Here is a 14,726-nt window from a genome sequence, read left to right on the forward strand (position 1 = left end):
GGCAGTTCCTCGGCGGGGAACGCGCCTCCACCATCACGCATGACGCGCATGGCCGCGGCAACCCGCGCCACCCCCGTCGTGCCCCGTCACAGCGGGCCCCGGGTCCCCCGAACGGCCTCATGCGGCGGCAGGGGCCATCTCAGTGGCATCCCGTCCCCCAAACCCCTCTTACTCCATACGGGTGACGCCACCGCCGGTACCGCCACCGCCCTCGCCCCGTCCCCGCTCCGCCCCCGCCCCGTCCCGGTGCCATAGCACCCCTTCCCCCTCGGCGCCCCCGGGCGCCAGCGCAGAATGGGGCCATGACTTCGATCGCGAACACGGATTCCACGGGCCCAACGGATCCCATGCCGGACTGGGAGAAGCGCTTCCGGGCACCCCGCGTCTCACTGCCCGACTGGGCGGAGGACGCACCGGAGCGGTCGCTGTTCGTCTCGAACGTGACGGGGACGCACGAGCTGTACGCCTGGGACCGCGCGACCGGCGAGCAGCGGCAGGTCACGGACCGGCCGAACGGCACCACCGACGGGACGCTGACGCCCGACGGCCGCACCATCTGGTGGTTCTCCGACACGGACGGCGACGAGTTCGGCGTGTGGATGCGCCAGCCCTTCGGCGGCGGCCCCGACGAGCCCGCGGTACCGGGCCTCGAACCCTCCTACCCCGCCGGACTGGCCATCGGCCGCGACGGCACAGCGGTCGTCGGCCGCTCAACGGACGACGACGGCACGACGCTGCACGTCGTACCCGCCGCGGGCGGCGAGCCCGTGGAGATCTACCGGCACCGCGAGTCGGCCGGGGTCGGCGACCTGTCGCACGACAGTTCGCTGATCGCGATCGAGCACACGGAGCACGGCGACGCCATGCACTCCGCGCTGCGCGTCGTGCGCACCGACGGCACGCCCGTCGCCGAGCTGGACGACAGCGAGGGCGGGCGGCGCGAGCTGGGCCTGACGGTGCTGGGCTTCGCGCCCGTCGACGGCGACGCCAGGCTGCTGGTGGGACACCAGCGGCGCGGGCGCTGGGAGCCGATGATCTGGGACACCGCGAGCGGTGACACCACGGACCTCGCCATCGACCTCCCCGGTGACGTCTCCGCCGAGTGGTACCCGGACGGGAGCGCGCTGCTCGTCGTCCACAGCTTCCAGGCGCGCAGCGAGCTGTGGCGCTACGAGCTGGCCACGGGCGGGCTGACCCGCGTCGAGACCCCGGCCGGCTCCGTCTCCAGCGCGGGCGCGCGCCCTGACGGCTCCGTCGAGTACCTGTGGTCGTCGGCGGCCGAGGCGCCGCGTGTGCGGAGCACGACGGGCGCCGTCGTGCTGGACCCGCCCGGGATGAAGGCCCCGGACTCGGTCCCCGTCGAGGACACCTGGGTCGAGGGTCCTGGCGGGACCGTGCACGCGCTGGTGCAGCGTCCGGAGGGCGAGGGTCCGTTCCCGACGGTCTTCGAGGTGCACGGCGGCCCCACCTGGCACGACAGCGACGCCTTCGCCGCCCAGCCCGCCGCGTGGATCGACCACGGCTTCGCGGTCGTACGGGTCAACTACCGAGGCTCCACCGGCTACGGCCGCGCCTGGACCGACGCGCTCAAGCACCGGATCGGGCTCATCGAGCTGGAGGACATCGAGGCCGTACGCGAGTGGGCCGTCTCCTCGGGCCTCGCCGACCCGGAGCGGATGGTCCTCGCGGGCGGCTCATGGGGCGGATACCTCACCCTGCTGGGCCTCGGTACCCAGCCCAAGGCGTGGGCGCTGGGCCTCGCGGCCGTCCCGGTCGCTGACTACGTCACCGCGTACTGGGACGAGATGGAGGCGCTGAAGTCCATGGACCGCACCCTCCTGGGCGGGACGCCGGACGAGGTCCCCGAGCGGTTCGAGGCGTCCTCGCCGCTCACGTACGTCGATGCGGTACGGGCGCCCGTCTACATCTCGGCCGGGGTCAACGACCCCCGCTGCCCGATCCGTCAGGTGGACAACTACGTGACGCGGCTGGAGGACCGAGGTCACCCGCACGAGGTCTACCGCTACGACGCCGGGCACGGCTCGCTCGTCGTGGAGGAGCGGATCAAGCAGTTGAGGCTGGAGATCGACTTTGCTCTCCGTCATCTCCCCGGCGGCCCTCCGCTGACGGCTCAGCCGACTCGCTAGGGCCGGGCCCGTCGGATTCGTCGGGCTGACCGGACTCGCCGGACTGACCGGACTCGCCGGACTCGTCGGGCTGGTCGGGGATGAGGCCCAGTGCCGCGTCCCTGGCCAGCTCGGCCTCCCGGCGGAAGAGCCGGAACCACATGAAGACCACGAAGCCCGCGAAGACGAACCACTCGCCCGTGTAGCCGAGGTTCTGGAACGCCTTCATGTCGAGCCCCGAGTTGTCGGGCTGGACAGGCGGCACCGGCTTCAGCGGGGCCTCGGTGCGCTGCTGGGTGATCCAGGCGTCGTAGACGTCGTAGGACACGACGTTCACCAGGGCCGCGGCGCTGATCATGCCGAGCTGGCCCTCGGGGAGGCCGCCGGCCGACTCGACGTCGGGACTGCGCGCGGACTCCGACACCTGGAGCACTCCGGAGACGGTCACCTCGCCCTTGGGCGGCGCGGGAACGCGGCCGGGGTCGGCGGCGCCCGGCAGCCAGCCCCGTACGACGGGAAGGGCCTTGCCCGAGTCCGTACGCAGCAGGGAGAGGACGTAGAAGCCGCGCTTCCCGTCCAGTTCGCGCTCCGGTACGAGGAGCGGGTGCCCGGTGTCGTAGCGCCCCGTGGTCTTCGCCGTGCGCCCCACGGTCTCCCCGGTGAGGGGCAGCAGGTCGTGCAGGGGCTCGGCCTTGGCGTGCTCCGCCTTGTCCGCGGTCCGCTCCTGCTGCTGGTGGGTGTCCACGCGCGCCTCGAAGCGCGAGAGCTGCCAGCTGCCCATGAAGAGGCAGACCGGGATCGCCAGCACGGCGAACAGGTTGATTCCCCACCACCGCGGGGTCAGCAGGAACCGGTACACGCCCTCCACGGTACGGGTGCGGCTCCGCACCGCCCGATCCGCCCCCGGCTATGCGCCTTCGTGCGCGTCCGCCGTGCGGGACGCGTCAGCCGCACCCGTCGCGCCCGTCACGCCCGTCGCGCCAACCGTGCCGGACGCGTCAGCCGCCGTCGGCCGCCAGCGGGCCCGTGCGGTAGACGGTGCCCGCGCAGGCGCCGGTGAGCGTGGTGTCCGCCACCTCGGGGGAGCCGACCTCGGGGGTGTGGCTGAGGACCACGCTGGCCGACTCGCCACCGCCGCCCGTCCCGCCCGTACTGCCGCTCTCGCCGCCGCCCGTGTCGGTGCCGCCGCTGCCGGTGCCGCCGCCCGTCGCGCCCTGCGCCTCGCCGCCGCCGTCACCGCCGCTGGTCTCGGCGGTCTGGTCGCTGGCGCTGGTGTTCGGGGTCGGTGAGCCGGAGGTGGGGCAGTCGGCCGGGATCCAGGCGAACTTCACCAGATACGCCTCGCCCGGCTTGAGCACCAGCTCGTCCGGCGCCGTCCCCGGATCGGGCAGGCCCGTGGCAGGATCGCCCGTGGTGTGGTCGACGACCTGGATACGGGAACTGTCGGCACGGCCGCGCGCCGAGGCGCCCACCATGCCCTCGCCCTCGACCGCGCAGGCGTCGCCCGAGGTGTTCACGACGCGGAAGCTTCCATAGACCTTGCCCTCCGCGTCGGGCGAGCCGGACTCTGCCGAGCCGTCGCCCAACTGCTCGCGGTCGCAGGTCGGGGCGCTGGCGATGAGGGTGTCGCTGGGGTCGGCGCCGCCCGTGGCCGTGCCTGCCGACGGGCTCGGTGAGGCGGCGCCTCCGCCCTCGCCCCGGCCATCCCGCCCCTTGCCGCTCGCGTCCCTGCCCGAGGACTCGCCGCCCTCGCCCGCGCCCGGCCCCCGGTGCCCGTCGGGGCCCTGCGACTGCTGGTGGCCGCCGTCGGCCCGCGCGGGCGACTCGTGCGACCCCATGCCGGGAACGAACCCCGCGCTGACCAGAACCGGAAACCCTGCGCTTCCCAGCACCACCGCCGCGGCGGCACCGACGAGCGCCTGACGACGGTGCGTGCGGCGCGCCGGAACGGCACGCCGGATGTGGTCGAGCGATCCCGGCGACGGTTCAAGATCGCCGACGCTGTCGTGCAGGAGGCGGCGCAGCGTGTCCTCACCGAGCGACTCGCCCTCGCCACGCGTCTCGCCCTCGCCGGGCTCCTCGTCGCGGTCGGGTGCGCGGGGCGCGTCGGGTGCGTCGGGTGCGTCCGGTGCGTCCGGCTGCGGCAGCTCCGGGAGGTCGGGGCCCTTCGTGTCCGGCGCGTGCGGGATGTCCGGGCCCCTCGGGATGCCCGTGCCGCGCGGGTTGATCGGGCCCGGTACCTCGGGCGGCGCGTCGGGCAACTGGGGCTCGGGAATGTCCGGCGGCTCCGGCAGCTCGGGTTCCGGGATCACGGGAGCCTCCGGCAGAGTCGGCTCGGGCATCTCGGGGAGTTCGGGTGCCGGGATCTCCGGGGCCTCGGGGATCTCGGGCATGGGGATGTCCGGCGGCTCGGGCACCTCGAAGTCGGGAACCAGCGGGGCGCCCGACGTGCCCGGGGAATCGGGTGCGTCGTCGCTGAACGGCCCCGCCGGCAGCCGGGGCGACCGGATGTCGGGACCCTCGGGGGACGTCGGCCCCTCGGGCAGGTCCGGCGCCTCCACCTCCGGTGCCTCGGGCGACTCCGGGCCCTCCGGCAGCACCGGGTCCAGCTCCTCGGGAGAACCCGGGTCGGTCTCCGTGTCGTCCGAGCCGGGGCCGTGCGGCAGCACGGGGTCCAGCCCCTCGGAGGACTCGCGCTCCGCGCCCGTGTCACCCGGGTCGCCCCGGCCACCGGCGCCGGAGTCGCCCGTCGCGCCGGAGTCACCCGTCGCACCGGCCTGGCCCGTCGCGGCGGACCCGCCCGTCGGAGCGGAACCCCCCGCACCCGCGAAGCCGCCCCGGCCGCCCGGGACGCGGCCCGCGTCCGAGTCGGGCTCCTCCGGCTCCGTGCCGGGCTCCCGCTCGTACGTACCCTCCTCGCGTCCGCGCTCCTCGCGCTCACTCATGAAGCCGCCTCCATGGCGACACGGAGCGCGGCGATACCGCGCGAGCCGTACGCCTTCACCGAACCCAGCGACAGGCCCAGGGTCTCGGCCACCTGCGCCTCGGTCATGTCCGCGAAATAGCGCAGCACCAGCACCTCGCGCTGACGCCGCTGGAGGCCACGCATGGCCTGGATCAACTGATCGCGTTCGAGCTGCTCGTAGGCCCCCTCCTCCGCGCTCGCCATGTCGGGCATCGGCTTCGAGAGGAGCTTGAGGCCGAGGATGCGACGGCGCAGCGCGGAGCGGGAGAGGTTGACCACGGTCTGCCGCAGATACGCGAGGGTCTTCTCCGGGTCACGGACACGCTTACGGGCGGAGTGCACCCGGATGAACGCTTCCTGGACGACGTCCTCGCAGGACGCCGTGTCGTCGAGGAGCAGCGCGGCGAGGCCGAGCAGGGAACGGTAGTGGAGCCGATAGGTCTCGGTGAGGTGGTCAACTGTGGTGCCCACTGTCATCGCGTCGTCAGAATCCCCGCGTTGAGACGGTATACGCGCGGGACGGGCGGCAGGCCACGGCGCGATCACGGGCATGCCTCCGGTGTGCACACCGGAGGGCCCTGCCGGGGCCGTTGCGATTCCGAGTCCGAGTACCTCTGCCACGCTTGTTGGACACACTTCCCCCCGTCAGGGTTGTACGCGTAAGACACCGCCCTTGACGATGTGTCAAATGTCCTCATGCGTACCAGCTCTTCCCCAATGCCCCAATTGTCACAGCGTCTCCGAGTCCTGGCAGCGGACACTGAGACGCTCCCCGACCTGCCATTGGTTGCAGGGAGGAGCTGCTGAAATTGTCGGCCAGGAAGCGCTTCCCTTACCAGTGGCGCACGACCGCATCACGGTCACAAATGCTTCACAACTGAAACCGGAGGGTAATCAAAACCGGCGCTTTCAGCGCCAAGCCCACCCAAGCACCGCGAACCGGCAACGAGCCCCGGGGCTCACAGATCACAGATCCGCGGCCACGGACTCCGCGATCTGCACCATGTTGAGCGCCGCGCCCTTGCGGAGGTTGTCGCCGCAGACGAAGAGTTCGAGCACCCTCGGATCGTCGGGCGAGCGCCGTACGCGCCCCGCCCACGTCGGGTCGGTGCCCGCCACGTCGGCCGGTGTCGGGAACTCGCCGTACCCCGGGTCGTCGCACAGGACGACGCCCGGCGCGTTCGCGAGGATCTCGTGCGCGGCGGCCACCGTGACCTCGTTCTCGAAGCGCGCGTGCACGGAGTGCGAGTGCCCGGTGATCACCGGTACCCGTACGCAGGTCGCCGTGACCCGCAGCCCCGGCATCCCCAGCACCTTCCGCGTCTCCTCGCGGATGTCCAGCTCGGCCGAGGTCCAGCCGCCGTCCGCCAGCACCCCGGCGAAGGGCACCACGTTGAGCGCGATCGGCGCGGGATAGGGGCCCGTCCCCTCGCCGACGGCCCGCCGTACGTCGCCCGGCAGCTCGCCCAGTTCCGTACCGCTCACGGCCGAGAGCTGGCCGCGCAGCGCGTCCACGCCCGCGCGTCCGGAACCGGAGACCGCCTCGTACGAGGAGACGACCAGTTCCTCCAGGCCCCACTCCGAGTGCAGGGCGCCCATGGCGACGATCATGGAGAGGGTCGCGCAGCCCGGGCTGGCGACGATGCCGCGGGGGCGCAGCCGCGCGGCGTGCGCGTTGACCTCGGGCACCACGAGGGGCACCTCGGGGTCGGCGCGGAAGGCCCGCGAGCCGTCGACGGCCACGGCGCCCTTGGCCGCCGCGACCGGGGCCCACTCCTCCGCGATCTCGTCGGGCACGCAGAACAGCGCGACGTCGACGCCTTCCAGCGCGTCCTCGCCGAGCGCGAGGATCTCCGTCGGCTCGCCCCGCACGGTGAGCTTGCCGCCCGCGCGGCGGGGCGAGGCGATCAGCCGGATCTCGCCCCAGATGTCGGCCCGCTCCGAGAGCAGCCCGAGCATGACGGCCCCGACGGTGCCGGTCGCGCCGACGACCGCCAGGGCCGGTTTGCCCGTACGGCCCCCGTGGGGACCCCCGGAGGGGTCGCCCTGGGAGTGGGAGCGGGCGGCCGGGGTCACCGGGTCACCTTCCGGTGCCCCCATAGACGACGGCCTCGTCGCTGTCGCTGTCCAGGCCGAAGGCGGAGTGCACCGCGCGGACGGCCTCGTTGACGTCGTCCTCGCGGGTCACGACCGAGATGCGGATCTCGGAGGTGGAGATCAGCTCGATGTTGACCCCCGCGTTGGACAGCGCCTCGAAGAAGGTCGCGGTGACGCCCGGGTTGGTCTTCATGCCCGCGCCGACGAGGGAGATCTTCGCGATCTGGTCGTCGTAGCGCAGCGAGTCGAAGCCGATCGCGCTCTGCGTCTTCTCCAGCGCGCTGATCGCCTTGCGGCCCTCGGTCTTGGGCAGGGTGAAGGAGATGTCCGTCAGACCCGTCGAGGCGGCCGAGACGTTCTGCACCACCATGTCGATGTTGACCTCGGCGTTCGCGATCGTCCGGAAGATCGTCGCCGCCTCGCCCGGCTTGTCGGGCACCCCGACGATCGTGACCTTGGCCTCGGACGTGTCGTGTGCGACGCCCGAGATGATCGCCTGCTCCATCGACTGTTCCCCTTGCCCGCTCTCGCTCTGATCGCCCTGGCCGGTCTCGTCGTCCAGCGGCTTGTTGCTGACCCACGTGCCCTTGAGGCCCGAGAAGGACGAGCGCACGTGGATCGGGATGTTGTACCGGCGCGCGTACTCGACGCAGCGGTGCAGCAGCACCTTGGAACCGGAGCTGGCCAGTTCCAGCATGTCCTCGAACGAGATCCAGTCGATCTTCCGCGCCTTCTTGACGACCCGCGGGTCAGCGGTGAAGACGCCGTCGACGTCGGTGTAGATCTCGCAGACGTCCGCGTTCAGCGCGGCGGCCAGCGCGACGGCGGTGGTGTCGGAACCGCCGCGTCCCAGGGTGGTGATGTCCTTGCTGTCCTGGGAAACGCCCTGGAAGCCCGCGACGATGGCGATGTTGCCCTCGTCGACGGAGGTCTGGATCCGGCCCGGCGTGACGTCGATGATCCGCGCCTTGTTGTGCGCGGAGTCCGTGATCAGCCCGGCCTGGCTTCCGGTGAAGGACTGCGCCTCGTGGCCGAGGGATTTGATCGCCATCGCCAGAAGGGCCATGGAGATCCGCTCTCCGGCGGTCAGCAGCATGTCGAACTCGCGCCCGGACGCGACCGGGGAAACTTCCTTGGCGAGATCGATCAGCTCGTCCGTCGTGTCACCCATCGCAGAGACCACGACCACCACTTGGTTGCCGTTCTTCTTGGCCTCGACGATCCGCTTGGCAACGCGCTTGATGCCCTCGGCATCGGCAACGGAGGAGCCGCCGTACTTCTGCACGACAAGGCCCACGTGTGCTCGCTCCTCGAATCAGTCTTTCTTGGACCCTATTGCCGGGATCCTGCGGTCGGCTCAGTCTAACGAGAGAGCGCCCGGCCCTCTCGTCCAGCGACGACCCTGCCCCCGGATCCGGGACCCACACGGGAACGTTAGAGACCTCACACGACGGAGAGTGAGGGGTGGTGGGCTCCGCGTCAGTGGACGTAGTCCTTCAGCTTCTCCGTCTCCAACGTGACGCCCACCGGGTCGGGCAGCTCCACCACGGAGCCGTACGGATGCGACGTCCTGTTCCGGTACGTCCCGTTCTCCGGGTCGCTGTAGAGGGTGAGAGTGCAGGCGTCCCGGTCGATAAGCAGGTAGACGGGGATGCCGACGGCCGCGTAGCCGTCCCGCTTCTCCCTGCGGTCGCGTCGATCGGTGTCCGGATCGTGGGAGGTGACCTCGACGGCCATCAGCACGCCGTCCGGGTCGGCCCACTCGCCCTGGCCCACGAAGTGGTCCTCGGGCACGAGGGCACCGTCGGGACGCGCGCGCCCTTTCCGGTAGCCGCCGACTTTCAAACCCTGCTCGGGGTAGAGCCTCAGGTCGGGCCGCACTCGCATGCAGCGTTCCAGAAGCCACATCACAATGGCTCCGTGATCCCCGTCCGGCACCGGCTTGACCTCTAGCTTCCCGTTGATGAACTCCAGCGACACGGTCTCGGGCGCTGTACGGACCAGTTCCTCGAAGTCCTCGACGGGCATCTGCGGGTGGTCAGCGGTGATGGGGGTCATGGCGTCGCCTCCTCCCCTCCATGCTGCCCCGAGCCCTGGCCTCACGTCTTGCGTGGTCATGTGCGGTGCCCTTCGTACGGGATGACGCAGGAGGGGGCGGGAAACGCGGCGGAGCAGGTGGCGGTTACGACTGGCCCTGCTTCATGCCCAGCGGGACGCCGATCTCGGCGGCCATCACCGCGCCGGCCTCCGCCTCCAGCTCGCCGTCGTCCGGGGTGGCGTTGCTGTCGGTGTCCAGGCCGTCGAGTTCGTCGAGCGGGGTGTCGAGGCGTACGTGCGCGACCAGCGACTGGAGGGCGCGCAGCGCGGCGGAGGCGGTGGGGCCCCAGTTCGACAGGTAGGAGAACTGCCACCACCACATGGCCTCGCTGACCCGGCCCGCGCGGTAGTGCGCCATGCCGTGCCGCAGGTCGGTGACCACGTCGGCGAGGTCGTCGGAGATCCGGCAGGCGACGGGTGCCGTGCGCGGCACGTACGGGTCGAAGACCTCGGAGTAGACGTCCACCGGCTCCAGCAGCGCGGCCAGCCGCATGCGCATCTCGTCGACGTCCGGCTCAGGACCGATGTCCGGCTCGTAGCGTTCGTCGGGAACGATGTCCTCGTGCGCACCCAGCCTGCCGCCCGCGAGGAGGAGTTGGGAGACCTCCAGGAGCAGATACGGGATCGCGCTGTCCGGTTCGTCACCCTTGGCGACCTCGGCGACCGCGACGATGAAACTCTCGACCTGGTCGGCGATCTGCACCTCGAAGTCGTTCGGGTCGTCCTTGATGGCGTTCAGCGTGGCGTCAGACATCGAGCAACCTTCTCCCCTCGAAGGCCCGCCCCAGCGTGACCTCGTCGGCGTACTCCAGATCGCCCCCGACGGGGAGGCCGCTGGCAAGGCGGGTCACCTTGAGACCCATCGCCGAGACCATGCGCGCGAGGTACGTCGCTGTCGCCTCGCCCTCCAGGTTGGGGTCGGTGGCAAGGATCAGCTCGGTGACGGTGCCGTCAGCGAGCCTGGTCATCAGCTCCCGTATCCGCAGATCGTCGGGGCCGACGCCCTCGATGGGGCTGATGGCCCCGCCGAGTACGTGATAGCGCCCGCGGAACTCGCGGGTCCGCTCGATCGCGACGACGTCCTTGGGCTCCTCGACCACGCAGATGACCGAGGGATCCCGCCTCGGGTCGAGACAGACCCGGCACTGCTCCTCCTGCGCCACGTTGCCGCAGACACCGCAGAACCGGACCTTCTCCTTGACCTCGGTGAGCGCGTGCGCGAGGCGCCGGACGTCCGTCGGCTCGGCCTGGAGGATGTGGAAGGCGATCCGCTGCGCGCTCTTGGGACCGACGCCGGGCAGCCTGCCCAACTCGTCGATGAGGTCCTGGACCACGCCTTCGTACACGGATGCTCCCGTTTCTTCCGCTGGCTCTGCTCTACGAACCGTAGTTGCCCGCGCCCCCCGCCACCAGCTACCGGCGGTTCTGTCCTCCCGGCCCTCGCCGCCCCCGGAACGTGACGTCCCGGCGCCGGGCGGGTCCCATCAGGTCTCGTCCGACCCCGTCCGACCCCGTCAGGTCCCGGCGGGTCCCGTCAGGACCGGGCAGGTCCCGGGGTCCCGGCAGGTCCCGCCCGGAACGTCGGATCAGAACGGGAGGCCCGGCATCCCGCCGCCGCCCAGGCCCTGGGCGAGGGGGCCGAGCTTCTCCTGCTGCAACGCCTGCGCGCTGGCGTTCGCGTCGCGCACGGCGGCGAGCACGAGGTCGGCCAGCGTCTCGGTGTCCTCGGGATCCACCGCCTTCGGGTCGATGACCAGGCCCTTCAGCTCACCGGCCCCGGTCACCGTCGCCTTGACGAGACCTCCGCCCGCCGACCCCTCCACGGGGGTCTCGGCCAGCTCCTCCTGAGCCGCGGCGAGGTCCTGCTGCATCTTCTGTGCCTGTTGCAGCAACTGCTGCATATCGGGCTGGCCACCACCGGGAATCACGACTTGGCTCCTGGCTCGTCGACTGTGTCTTGCTCGGCTTGCTCGGCCCGAGCCTACGTGGTCGCCGACGCCTCCGCCGTCCTGATCCCGCCATGGGCACACGCGGGAGGTACGGGCTCGTCACGGGGCCGTACGGGTGGCCGGTGGACGGTGACCGGTGGACGGGTGCGGCCGGGGAAGCGGGGCCGGGGCAAGGGTGCCCTCGCGGCCCTCGCTCGTGGTGGCCCTCGCTCGTGGTGGCCCTCACTCGTGGTGGAACTCCTCTATCACCGTCGCGCCCAGCTCCCGCACGATCAGATCGTGGCCGGAGAGCGCCGACTCGTCGAGATCGGGATCGTCCTCGGCAGGCATGTCGTCCTCGAGGCCCGCGTACGCCCCCTGGGAGGACGACGCCCCGGAGGACCGGGGCTCGGCGACCGTGGATGTGCCGGACATGGCGGCGGACGAGCCCGTAGCGGACTCGGACCACTCGGACCGGCCGCCGGGCGAGGGCGCGTCCACGGTCGCCTGTGCCGTGGCCAGCGCCTGCCGTGCGGAGGCGGCACCGCCACCGCCACCGCCACCACCGCCGCCGCCGTCCTGCGGGGGCGGGGCCTGGGGCGGCTGGGCCTGGGGCGCGGGCGCGGAGGGCGGCGGGCCCTGGTCGGGCTGGGGCGGACGCGGGCTCGCGGGGCCCGCGCCGGCTCCACCGCCCGGGCCGCCGAAGCCGCCACCGCCGTAGCCGCCGCCGGAACCGGGACCGGAGCCTCCGCTGCCGCCGCCCGGGGAGGAGACGCCACCGGAGGGATCGACGATCGCCTCGACCTTCCACTGCACGCCGAGCGCGTCGCTCAGCGCCTGCCGCAGCACGTCCTCGCTGCCGCCGTTGGCGAAGCTGTCGCGCGCGCCCGCGTTGGAGAACCCGATCTGGAGCGTCGTGCCGTCGAAGCCCGCCACCTGCGCGTTCTGGCTGAGCAAGATCCAGGTGAAGCGGCGACGGTTCTTGACCGCCTCCAGGATGTTAGGCCACATGTTCCGCACCTGGGCCGCGCCCTGCGACGGGTCCTGGCCGCCGCCCCGCTGGCCCGACGGCGCCGGTGCGGCGGGGGCGGGAGCGGGGGTCTGCGGCTGCGGCGGCTGAGCGGGTGCGGGAGCGGGGGTCTGGGCCTGGGCCTGGGCCGGCGGTGCGGGCGCGGGTGCGGGCTGCGCCCCCTCGCTGCCGGGCCAGGCACCGGGCCGACGGGCCTGCTCCCCGCCCCCGCCGGGAGCGGTGCCACCTGGCCAGGCGCCGGGGCGGCGCCCCTCGTCGGCCGGTGCGGACGACGCGGGCTGCGTGGGCTGCGCAGGAGGCATGGGCGGCGGTGCGGCCTCGGACGGCGCCGGAGCGGCGGGCGCCGGACCACCAGCACCCGCACCCGCGCCGTCGACGGGTCCAGGGGGCGTCGACGGGCCGGGAACGGGCGCGCCCCCGCCCTGGAACGCACCGGGCCCAACTGCCGCCAGACCAGGACCGGGACCGGGGCCCGGGGCGCCCTGTCCGCCGCCGCCCAGCCCGGAGAGGGCCGCGCCGCGCTCCAGCCGGTCGAGGCGCGCCTGGACTGACCGCTCGTCCCCGTACGTCGCGGGCAGCAGCACCCGCGCGCAGATCAGCTCCAGTTGCAGGCGCGGCGACGTCGCCCCGCGCATCTCCGTCAGCCCCGAGTTCACGAGATCGGCGGCGCGGCTCAGCTCGGCGGGGCCAAAAACCGACGCCTGGGCCTGCATGCGCTCGACCACGTCGTCCGGAGCCTCGATGAGCCCCTTCTCCATGGCGTCAGGGACGGCGGCGAGGATCACCAGATCCCGCAGCCGCTCCAGCAGATCGGCGACGAAGCGGCGCGGATCGTGCCCGCCCTCGATGACGCGGTCCACGATCTCGAAGGCCCGCGCGCCGTCGCCCGCGGCGAACGCGTCCACCACGTCGTCAAGGAGGGCGCTGTCCGTGTAGCCGAGCAGGGCCGTGGCCATGGCATATGTCACACCGTCGGCGCCCGCGCCCGCGAGGAGCTGGTCCATGACGGACATCGAGTCACGCACGGAACCGGCACCGGCGCGGACGGCGAGGGGCAGCACCGCGTCGTCGACCGGGATCGCCTCCCGCTCGCACACCGCCGCGAGGTGATCGCGCAGCGTGCCGGGCGGGACGAGGCGGAACGGATAGTGGTGCGTACGCGAGCGGATCGTGCCGATGACCTTCTCGGGCTCCGTCGTCGCGAAGATGAACTTCAGGTGCTCCGGCGGCTCCTCGACGACCTTCAGCAGGGCGTTGAAGCCCGCCGAGGTGACCATGTGGGCCTCGTCGACGATATAGATCTTGTACCGGCTGGAGGCGGGGCCGAAGAACGCCTTCTCGCGCAGCTCACGGGCATCGTCCACACCGCCGTGCGAGGCCGCGTCGATCTCGATGACGTCGATGGAACCCGGGCCGTTGCGCGCGAGGTCCTGGCACGACTGGCACTCACCGCACGGCGTGGGCGTCGGCCCCTGCTCGCAGTTGAGACAGCGGGCGAGGATGCGCGCGCTGGTCGTCTTGCCGCAGCCGCGGGGGCCGCTGAAGAGATACGCGTGATTGACGCGGTTGTTGCGCAGCGCCTGCTGCAAGGGGTCGGTGACATGCTCTTGCCCGATGACCTCGGCGAAGGTCTCGGGGCGATAGCGGCGGTACAGGGCGAGGGACGACACAACAACGACGATATCGGGGACCGCTGACAAGTGGTTTCGGTCACAGCGATACGCGGGAACGGACCGTGGTACGCGAGGCGGCCGGGACGGCTTCCGGATGCGTCACACGTCACATCGGCGACGTACGCGCACCACTGCCGTACCGCTTCCCGCGCCGCGAGGGCCCCGGGAACCCGGAGCGCCCGACGTCCCGCAGAACGCAAGCGCCCCTCACGCACCCGCCAGAGCCCTCCTACCCTTGCTGCCTTCCGGCCCTGGGGGAGTTCAGAGAGATAGCGCCACGTGAGGGGCTGCGCCCACCTTACCCGATCCCCGCCGCGCGAACCGAACGCGGACCCCCTCCACCCCACCTCCGGACCACCCCCGGACCCGTTCCGGTTCGCGACCCCGGATCGAGTTCGCGAGCACCCCTCAACGTCTTGTAGTGTTTGCGGCGGAGGATTCGCCTAGTGGCCTAGGGCGCACGCTTGGAAAGCGTGTTGGGGGCAACCCCTCACGAGTTCGAATCTCGTATCCTCCGCCCAGCCTCACCGGGCTGAACGAAGGGCCCCACCGCTCCGGCGGTGGGGCCCTTCGTAGTTCGTGGTCCAGTTGCCGCCAGCCAGTGCTCTGACCGCACGGAGTCCGGCCCACCGCAGGCTCGTGCTGGACCGGACGCGAGCGGGCCGGGCGCTACCGGATGAAGCCGTGCCGACGCAGCTGCCTGCCCGCACCTGATCAGTGGCCAGGCATGTGCGCCACCAAGTGCCCACGGACCGCTCCGACGCACAAACCAGAGGAATCAGATTATCTCGCCTCGAATAACACCCGCCG

General features: G+C 72.1%; 11 protein-coding genes, 1 tRNA gene and 1 other RNA gene. 2 read left to right on the forward strand and 11 right to left on the reverse strand.

The window, feature by feature from the left end; translation table 11 throughout:
* Positions 1-302 precede the first annotated feature (302 nt).
* Positions 303-2,147 carry a S9 family peptidase gene (locus ACYVOO_RS03490; RefSeq protein WP_461014165.1) on the forward strand — a complete coding sequence of 615 codons (1,845 nt, stop codon included), beginning with the start codon at positions 303-305 and terminating at the stop codon, positions 2,145-2,147.
* Here the strand turns inward: ACYVOO_RS03490 and ACYVOO_RS03495 are convergent.
* From ACYVOO_RS03495 to ffs, 11 genes are all read right to left on the reverse strand, one after another.
* Entirely contained in the window at positions 2,065-2,985 is a 921-nt protein-coding gene (locus ACYVOO_RS03495; RefSeq protein WP_461014166.1) for an SURF1 family protein, read from the reverse strand. The two genes, ACYVOO_RS03490 and ACYVOO_RS03495, sit on opposite strands and share 83 nt — an antisense overlap.
* Before the next feature lie 139 nt (positions 2,986-3,124).
* Entirely contained in the window at positions 3,125-5,071 is a 1,947-nt protein-coding gene (locus ACYVOO_RS03500) for a hypothetical protein (protein ID WP_461014167.1), read from the reverse strand.
* Positions 5,068-5,643: a SigE family RNA polymerase sigma factor gene (locus ACYVOO_RS03505; protein WP_461014168.1), complete on the reverse strand. Its 576-nt coding sequence runs from the start codon at positions 5,641-5,643 to the stop codon at positions 5,068-5,070. The genes ACYVOO_RS03500 and ACYVOO_RS03505 overlap by 4 nt, the downstream gene beginning before the upstream one ends.
* A 414-nt stretch (positions 5,644-6,057) precedes the next feature.
* A complete protein-coding gene (locus tag ACYVOO_RS03510) occupies positions 6,058-7,089 on the reverse strand; it encodes an aspartate-semialdehyde dehydrogenase (RefSeq protein WP_461014231.1) in 1,032 nt (343 codons plus the stop codon).
* Between the two features lie 82 nt (positions 7,090-7,171).
* On the reverse strand, positions 7,172-8,485 hold the full coding sequence (locus tag ACYVOO_RS03515) for an aspartate kinase (protein WP_453346591.1): 1,314 nt from the start codon (positions 8,483-8,485) through the stop codon (positions 7,172-7,174).
* A gap of 182 nt (positions 8,486-8,667) precedes the next feature.
* Positions 8,668-9,246 carry a Uma2 family endonuclease gene (locus ACYVOO_RS03520; RefSeq protein WP_461014169.1) on the reverse strand — a complete coding sequence of 193 codons (579 nt, stop codon included), beginning with the start codon at positions 9,244-9,246 and terminating at the stop codon, positions 8,668-8,670.
* A 124-nt stretch (positions 9,247-9,370) separates the two neighbouring features.
* Positions 9,371-10,039, reverse strand: coding sequence for a DUF5063 domain-containing protein (locus tag ACYVOO_RS03525; RefSeq protein ID WP_461014170.1), 669 nt, complete (start codon positions 10,037-10,039; stop codon positions 9,371-9,373).
* Positions 10,032-10,631 (reverse strand): recombination mediator RecR, encoded by a 600-nt coding sequence (gene recR / locus ACYVOO_RS03530; RefSeq protein WP_453346579.1) that lies wholly within the window; start codon positions 10,629-10,631, stop codon positions 10,032-10,034. Before recR ends, ACYVOO_RS03525 begins: the two co-directional genes overlap by 8 nt.
* Positions 10,632-10,871: 240 nt before the next feature.
* Positions 10,872-11,213 carry a YbaB/EbfC family nucleoid-associated protein gene (locus ACYVOO_RS03535; RefSeq protein WP_461014171.1) on the reverse strand — a complete coding sequence of 114 codons (342 nt, stop codon included), beginning with the start codon at positions 11,211-11,213 and terminating at the stop codon, positions 10,872-10,874.
* 243 nt (positions 11,214-11,456) lie between these two features.
* Positions 11,457-13,913: a DNA polymerase III subunit gamma and tau gene (locus ACYVOO_RS03540; RefSeq protein WP_461014172.1), complete on the reverse strand. Its 2,457-nt coding sequence runs from the start codon at positions 13,911-13,913 to the stop codon at positions 11,457-11,459.
* 196 nt (positions 13,914-14,109) lie between these two features.
* An RNA gene (gene ffs / locus ACYVOO_RS03545) (signal recognition particle sRNA small type) lies at positions 14,110-14,208 on the reverse strand.
* Between the two features lie 140 nt (positions 14,209-14,348).
* Here ffs and ACYVOO_RS03550 point away from each other — a divergent pair.
* Positions 14,349-14,433, forward strand: a tRNA-Ser gene (locus tag ACYVOO_RS03550).
* Positions 14,434-14,726 lie beyond the last annotated feature (293 nt).

The organism is Streptomyces daliensis (assembly GCF_054782395.1).